This window comes from Mangrovibacter sp. MFB070 (assembly GCF_000705335.1).
In the GTDB taxonomy this organism is placed as follows: Bacteria; Pseudomonadota; Gammaproteobacteria; order Enterobacterales; family Enterobacteriaceae; genus Mangrovibacter; species Mangrovibacter plantisponsor.
This window is the reverse complement of record NZ_JJMI01000021.1, coordinates 110,349-116,370: the sequence shown is the minus strand read 5'-3', so window position 1 is coordinate 116,370 and position 6,022 is coordinate 110,349. Positions and strand designations below refer to the sequence as shown.

9 protein-coding genes and 1 pseudogene are annotated in these 6,022 nt (G+C 50.4%); 6 read left to right on the top strand and 4 right to left on the bottom strand.

Features of this window, described 5'->3' with window-relative positions; translation table 11 throughout:
* Both DT73_RS09345 and DT73_RS09340 read left to right on the top strand, forming a co-directional pair.
* Positions 1–447: pseudogene (locus tag DT73_RS09345) on the top strand (IS3 family transposase); the annotation flags it as partial.
* Positions 448–512: 65 nt separating this feature from the next.
* Entirely contained in the window at positions 513–908 is a 396-nt protein-coding gene (locus tag DT73_RS09340) for a hypothetical protein (RefSeq protein WP_152552490.1), read from the top strand.
* A 70-nt stretch (positions 909–978) separates the two neighbouring features.
* Here the strand turns inward: DT73_RS09340 and DT73_RS09335 are convergent, their stop codons facing one another.
* The 4 genes from DT73_RS09335 to DT73_RS09320 form a co-directional block, all read right to left on the bottom strand.
* Positions 979–1,899, bottom strand: coding sequence for a site-specific integrase (locus tag DT73_RS09335; RefSeq protein ID WP_036103641.1), 921 nt, complete (start codon positions 1,897–1,899; stop codon positions 979–981).
* A 116-nt stretch (positions 1,900–2,015) separates the two neighbouring features.
* Positions 2,016–2,567: a hypothetical protein gene (locus tag DT73_RS09330; protein ID WP_152552474.1), complete on the bottom strand. Its 552-nt coding sequence runs from the start codon at positions 2,565–2,567 to the stop codon at positions 2,016–2,018.
* Between the two features lie 89 nt (positions 2,568–2,656).
* Positions 2,657–3,079, bottom strand: coding sequence for a DUF2787 domain-containing protein (locus tag DT73_RS09325; protein ID WP_084172227.1), 423 nt, complete (start codon positions 3,077–3,079; stop codon positions 2,657–2,659).
* 379 nt (positions 3,080–3,458) lie between these two features.
* The gene (locus tag DT73_RS09320; RefSeq protein WP_369792547.1) at positions 3,459–3,851 is read right to left on the bottom strand and encodes a hypothetical protein; all 393 of its coding nucleotides are present in this window, start codon (positions 3,849–3,851) and stop codon (positions 3,459–3,461) included.
* A 122-nt stretch (positions 3,852–3,973) separates the two neighbouring features.
* Between DT73_RS09320 and DT73_RS09315 the strand changes: the two genes are divergently transcribed.
* The 4 genes from DT73_RS09315 (at position 3,974) to DT73_RS09300 (ending at position 5,709) form a co-directional block, all read left to right on the top strand.
* The gene (locus DT73_RS09315) at positions 3,974–4,240 is read left to right on the top strand and encodes a helix-turn-helix transcriptional regulator (protein WP_036103636.1); all 267 of its coding nucleotides are present in this window, start codon (positions 3,974–3,976) and stop codon (positions 4,238–4,240) included.
* 214 nt (positions 4,241–4,454) lie between these two features.
* On the top strand, positions 4,455–4,799 hold the full coding sequence (locus DT73_RS09310) for a hypothetical protein (protein WP_152552472.1): 345 nt from the start codon (positions 4,455–4,457) through the stop codon (positions 4,797–4,799).
* Positions 4,800–4,851: 52 nt separating this feature from the next.
* Positions 4,852–5,232, top strand: a complete 381-nt coding sequence (locus DT73_RS09305) for a hypothetical protein (RefSeq protein ID WP_036103628.1) — start codon at positions 4,852–4,854, stop codon at positions 5,230–5,232.
* 120 nt (positions 5,233–5,352) lie between these two features.
* Positions 5,353–5,709, top strand: coding sequence for a hypothetical protein (locus DT73_RS09300; protein WP_036107457.1), 357 nt, complete (start codon positions 5,353–5,355; stop codon positions 5,707–5,709).
* Positions 5,710–6,022 lie beyond the last annotated feature (313 nt).

Below are 6,022 nucleotides of genomic sequence, written 5' to 3'. Positions count from 1 at the left end.
GGCCATTCTCCAAAAGGCCGCGACATACTTCGCGAAGCGCCTGAAATGAAGTATGTCTTTATTGAAAAGCATCAGGCTGAGTTCAGCATCAAGGCCATGTGCCGTGTTCTTCGGGTTGCCCGAAGCGGCTGGTATGTCTGGCGCAGGCGTCATTGTCAGATAAACCCATGCCAGCAGTTCCGATTCGTTTGTGATGAGGCGGTCCGCAACGCATTCACTGAAGCAAAACAGCGCTATGGTGCGCCACGCCTTACTGATGAGTTACCGGAGTACAACATCAAAACCATTGCTGCCAGTTTGCGTCGTCAGGGATTACGGGAGAAAGCCAGCCGCAAATTCAGACCGGTCAGCTACCGTGAACATGGTCTGCCGGTATCAGAAAACCTGCTGAAGCAGGACTTTATCGCCAGCGGTCCGAACCAGAAGTGGGCAGGTGACATCACATATCGTGTGCCCGGAGTTCAGGGCGAACCAAGCTGAAAGAAAAATTTGGTCCTTCAGTCACCCTTCACATGACGAAAAATAATAAAATAAGACTCAACAAAATAGCCAAAATCCACACAGGCTGTAGGCATCCTGGCACAGAAGAACGATGTGAAATGATTGCTGAGCTAATCAACCAGCACTACATTGAATATGTTTTTGACCACACAGAGCCTATTCCTGCATATATTTTTAAAAAATATCGGGATATTAAAATAATGTATAAGATCGAAGGTCTGAACGATAAACAAATCGCAAAAAAAATGAATGAAAAAAAAGAAAAACAGCTACGAAAAGTCGGCACTAATGAGGCTTCATTCGTGGACAAAACCTGGGAGGCAAAGGATGTCAAATCCTTCAGGGATTCACAACACGTCTGTAATCTGATGAAAAAAGCCACAAGAGCGCCAGGTGGTAAAAAATAGTGCGGCAGAGCACATCTGACAGACTATATGTAAACACAGCCAGGATGTATCCTGACTGTGTTTTTTCATGTCAAAACCGCACAGAGGAAGAGACCCGCGACAGACTCAGCGCGGAGCGCCGGTCATAAATCGCCGTGGTACTGATATCACTGTGTCCGGCGAGCTGGCGCACAATATTGATATCCGCACCCTGCTCCAGCAACCGGGTAATAAAAGTGCGCCGCAGGTCATGGGGGGTAAACGTACTCACCTGTGCGGTTATCTGCAGATGGCGCAGTATCCCTGTCAGGCCAGATGGCGTCAGCGGCAGACCGGTAATATTCCCGCTCCGGTGAATGCGGCAGAACAGGAAACGGTTACTGTCACTGATTTTCAGCCATGATGCCAGTGCCTTTCCGACCGCGGGTGACACCACAATACTGCGATGTTTGCGCCCTTTCCCCTGCCGGACAGTCAGTGTTCGCGTCGGGATATCGTAATCCTGGCGGTTCAGTGCCACCAGTTCCCCGGCCCTGAGCCCGGCACCACACAGTGTGAGCAGTATGGCATGGTCCCGCTTCTGGCGGCTTTTGTGCGCATGTTGTTTTGCGGCATCCATCAACAGGCGGATTTCGTCCCTGCTCAGTGCCCGCCCGGCGGGAGCCCGCTCGCCCCGGAGACCTTTTACTGACCGGATGCGGGCCAGTGACTCCGCATCCATCTGTCCCAGATTAAAGGCGGTCTGTGCCACACCTTTCAGCGCAGCCAGTGTCATATTGATGGTGGTTATCGCGTACCCCTGCCCGGAGAGCGCGGCCCGCACCGCAGCCACATCAGCATAGCGCAGTGCTGACCAGTCGAGACTGCTCACTGTGGCGTGCTTTTGCAGTATTGCGGCACTCAGCGCCAATAAGGAAAGCATACTGCGCCGCCCGGTCGGGGCCAGCCCTTCAAGCCAGACACTGGCCGGGCTGAGTGAGCCGTCTGACGATACATTCGGTTGTCGTTTCATCCCGCCCCCATTAATGCACATTAACAAAAGTCAGCATTACTGCATCACGGTTCACCGCCGTCTCCCGGGAGCAGTTGAATGCCACGTGAGTCCGTCGCGTTCCGGTCTTAAGGTGTTTATGCGTTTTCATCATCAGCCTCGCCTTTTTCAATAAACCAGATGGCCTGGCGGAATAACTGGTGCCCTCCGGGCCTGGCGCGCAGTGACCAGTAACGTTGCCGCACCCGCGTGTAGCTCCCGCTGTCGAAAAAATACATCCATTTGCTGTCCATATGACTGACGACTGACCAGTGATACTGGTCACCAAGCAACACCACCCGGTCGGGGTGCTGCGCCAGCCAGTTCCGGCACTGCGCAAGAATGTCACGGGTTGTCAGTCCCCGCGTCTGAGCAAAGGGCTTATGGAAGTGGAAAGGCCAGCGCGATTCACGGCGCGACTGCAGAAAATTCAGCAGTGCATCAAGCTGCGCTGATTCCGTGCCGGTTATCAGGCAGTCGGCGATGTCATAGTGCTGACTGAAAAAACTGACCAGCGCCCTGAACAGGGGCTTTCTTCTCAGGCCGGGATGAAGCCAGTAAAGCGCATTCACCACACTGTAAATGCCGCAAAGGGCATCCAGGTCACCCTGAATGGCGGGACGCAGTCCCCGGTTGTGTTTCTCTTTCATATACTGAGCCATTGAATATTCGCGATATGGCTCATGACGCCATGAGTACTTTGTTGCTGATGCGCGCGTTTAACTTAACCTGCTGACTTTCAGTTTCCGGTATGCAGGGTTACCGTGTAAATCTTCATCCGGCAGTACTGTATGAAGTTGCGCTGCCAGAGTTCGAACAGGGCTTCGCCTTCTTCTTCATCCAGGTCACCCCCCATGGCGTACCAGATATACCCCTGACTCCAGCAAAAATCGATTTCCTTTTCCAGCTCCGGCCAGGGGTGCCCTGAGTAACTGAAGTCGGTGATGTAATCGAAATACCACCCTCCAGTCTGATGTGTCAGCCGGATTTCGACCGGATGGAAACCACCGGTTTCCGCTGAATACTGCGGGTCACGAAAATTAAGGGTGACAGCCGAAGGAATAAAAGGCGGTTCAGGTAAGTACGCTTTCAGTATTTGTACCAGCACCCGGCTTACGGGCAAGTGAAGCCCTGACTGACAGACAGCCATTTCATCTTTCATGATACTCTCCACATTATTGTGCCGAAAAAAGACGTTATTTACCCGTCAGGAATAACCCGAAAATAATAAAAATATAAACCAACAGCTTTATTCACCACGCCATTAATATAGACCAGCGTCCGGATACATCATTCATGGCATATATTATGTGAACTTCATATTTTCATATTTATTCCCGGCTTACCCGTTTGGGCAAAAAGCGACCCTCCCGAAATACAGGATAATTCAGCAGCATTTGATATTTTGGTGTCATACACCCATTGTGCTGGCAGCAGTAAAATAAAAACGTGTCAGCACAGCTATTATAACAAAACAGCCAGACAAGAGCAATTTATAGCCAAATAAAACATTTATTAATCAGGTAGTTACAAAGTTTCACTTACTCATCCCGCTCAGGTTTACCAAGCTCTTCAGCAACCTGTTCCAGCGCCAGTTTCAGTAACCGGTCCCGGGCTGCCGGTGACATCGCCCGGAACAGCTCAGTCAGCAGGGCCAGTTTTTCATCTGAAGGTAACTTAACAGCTTCCCTTTCGCTTTTCAGGGACATACCCGCAGCACTGATATGGTAAACAAACCCCTTGCCACTGGTTCTCTTGCGCCTGATTTCAGGATGAAGCTCAGCCAGCTTTTCCAGTCGCAGTCGTGCGCCTTTTGGGGTGCCAGGCATACCGTCCATTCCGACGAATTCTGCGGCTGTCAGCCATGTGCTGTCTTCCCTGCTGTTGTCTTCTCCGGACAGTGTTCCGGCCTGATGCTGCATATTGTTATCCATAAAATATTTCATCAGATATCAAAGCGTTAACGGAGTTTTAACTGCAACCCATAAAAAGGTAGTTGATAACTTCCCTTTGTTCGCTTTTAATATCCATGTACTAAGTATGTGGAATGACTACCATGACTAACTCATCAGCTTCGCAGAAAAAGCGAAGTAAGGGAAGTGTTACAGACTGGCACCGCGCCGATATTGTGGCGGCCCTGCACAAGCGTGGCATCACACTGACCCAGTTATCCCGCTCTCACGGGCTGGCGGCACGGACCCTCAGTAATGCAATGGAACGCCACTATCCCCGGGCAGAACGCCTGATAGCCGACGCTCTGGAGATGAAACCGGAAGACATCTGGCCGCTGCGCTACCGGAATAAAGGCAACACAGGGCAATAACACCGGCCATGCCCGGAAGGATGAATGAATAACCCGTTCGGTGCGCGAGCAGGTTTCCCGCAACAGGGACCAGCATCACCGGGCTGCCAGTAAAACTGGATTTAACAGAACTGCAGGCGGAATAAAGCCTGTATGGCGGTATTGCTGCCAGCCGTTATGGCACGGCAATGCATTTTATTTCTATATCAACACATTCATTATGCGGGGTATTTGTATGGCTGACGGACAGGATATAAAAAAACAGAAGGACAATTATGCGGAGAAAATGCGCCTTCTGCTCAGTGGAAAACAGGGGCTGGCAAAACTGTTCTGGTATTACTGGTTTCCTGTCACTGTAATTCTGAATATTTTTTATTTTATGGTCAGCACCGGACACCTTCATATTCTGTGTGGTGTTTATTCTGCTTATGTGGGCATACAGACCCTGCGGGGCACATGGAATATTATCCGGGAAGGAAACAAAGGCTGGGCCATTGCCGTACTGCTGCTTGTCGGGCTTAACCTGATTTTTGATGTGGCAGGCCTTGCTATTGATATCAGTAATTTTCTTAACCGCTGAATATTCATCAACGGGCCGGGAAATACCGGTCTGAATAAAAGAAGAGATTATCATGCAGGTGATTCATATAACGGCATCCGCCCTTGTAGCAGCCAGTCTGTTGCTTACCGGCTGTCATGACAGTACCCCAAAATGTAACAGCGATGATGCCAAAAACCTGGTTGTCAGCATTGCACAACGCCAGATGGCAAAAGAGTTTGCACAGATGAGAAACTCCCAGATGTCAGGCATGGTGCCGAAAGGCGCAGACAATGCACAGCTGTCGGTTCTCAACGTACTCACCACCTCACACCAGTCTTCGCCCGATGTTTACCAGTGCAGCGCTGACCTGCAAATAACGCTGTCAGGCAAAAGCACCACCATCCCGATTACTTACAACATCCAGAATACGGATGACGGTAAAAATTTTGTGATAAACGTCTTCGGACTGTAATCGCAACACGACAGTGCCAGAGTCCCCGGCCTCCCTCAGCCCACACACGGTGCTTTTGCGGGTGGCACAAGGCTGAAGCCGGGGCTTATCAACACTCGCAGACTCAGTAAGGACAGAACCATGAAAAATACAACTGCGCTGCTCGCACTCATACTGACAGCCACATCCGCCAGTGCAACCGAGTACACCAGACCCAATGCCAGCCTTATACTGACACCGGACGGCCATAACATGGCATTCAGTATCAATTCTTCGTATGGTGAGACAACCGGGGTATGTAACATGGAAGGTGTCGCCCAGACAGTTCCTCCCATGTCCGGTCAGAAAGGTCGCTGGGTCTGGAGTGATAACAACTCACAGTGTGTCGCTGTGATCAGCGAGATACGCAGCGGCCTGGTGGAAATCACAACGAAAGGCTGTGACGGGTACTGCGGTCTGTCTGCGGCAGGATCGATGGATGGGCGCTACCATCAATGACGGTTCGCAACTGATTAATTTCAGCAAACTGCCTTCAGTGACGATTAAATAGCTTCGCATAATAGCTCTACACTTGCAGGTGATGGTAGCCCGTCAGCGCTACTCTCAGACGATGAGAAGTGAAGCATCAATACGAAGCTATTTAGTTGCCTTGTAGTCACCACGTTATGGGTGTAACACAGACATGCTCCCCGATTACCCCACCCAACCAAAAAGGCAATTCCCCTACCAGTTTGCAATAATATATTGAAATTGATCAAAAAATGATCAATTTTAGTGAGAAATCAACCGTTTTGAGCAGACTGGAGAGGAT

Bases quoted from the DNA above. Each gene is read 5' to 3' on its own strand.
- DT73_RS09315 (WP_036103636.1), top strand. From the start codon at position 3,974: ATGACTAACTCATCAGCTTCGCAGAAAAAGCGAAGTAAGGGAAGTGTT.
- DT73_RS09310 (WP_152552472.1), top strand. From the start codon at position 4,455: ATGGCTGACGGACAGGATATAAAAAAACAGAAGGACAATTATGCGGAG.
- DT73_RS09305 (WP_036103628.1), top strand. From the start codon at position 4,852: ATGCAGGTGATTCATATAACGGCATCCGCCCTTGTAGCAGCCAGTCTG.
- DT73_RS09320 (WP_369792547.1), bottom strand. From the start codon at position 3,851: ATGGATAACAATATGCAGCATCAGGCCGGAACACTGTCCGGAGAAGAC.
- DT73_RS09325 (WP_084172227.1), bottom strand. From the start codon at position 3,079: ATGAAAGATGAAATGGCTGTCTGTCAGTCAGGGCTTCACTTGCCCGTA.
- DT73_RS09340 (WP_152552490.1), top strand. From the start codon at position 513: ATGACGAAAAATAATAAAATAAGACTCAACAAAATAGCCAAAATCCAC.
- DT73_RS09335 (WP_036103641.1), bottom strand. From the start codon at position 1,899: ATGAAACGACAACCGAATGTATCGTCAGACGGCTCACTCAGCCCGGCC.
- DT73_RS09300 (WP_036107457.1), top strand. From the start codon at position 5,353: ATGAAAAATACAACTGCGCTGCTCGCACTCATACTGACAGCCACATCC.
- DT73_RS09330 (WP_152552474.1), bottom strand. From the start codon at position 2,567: ATGAAAGAGAAACACAACCGGGGACTGCGTCCCGCCATTCAGGGTGAC.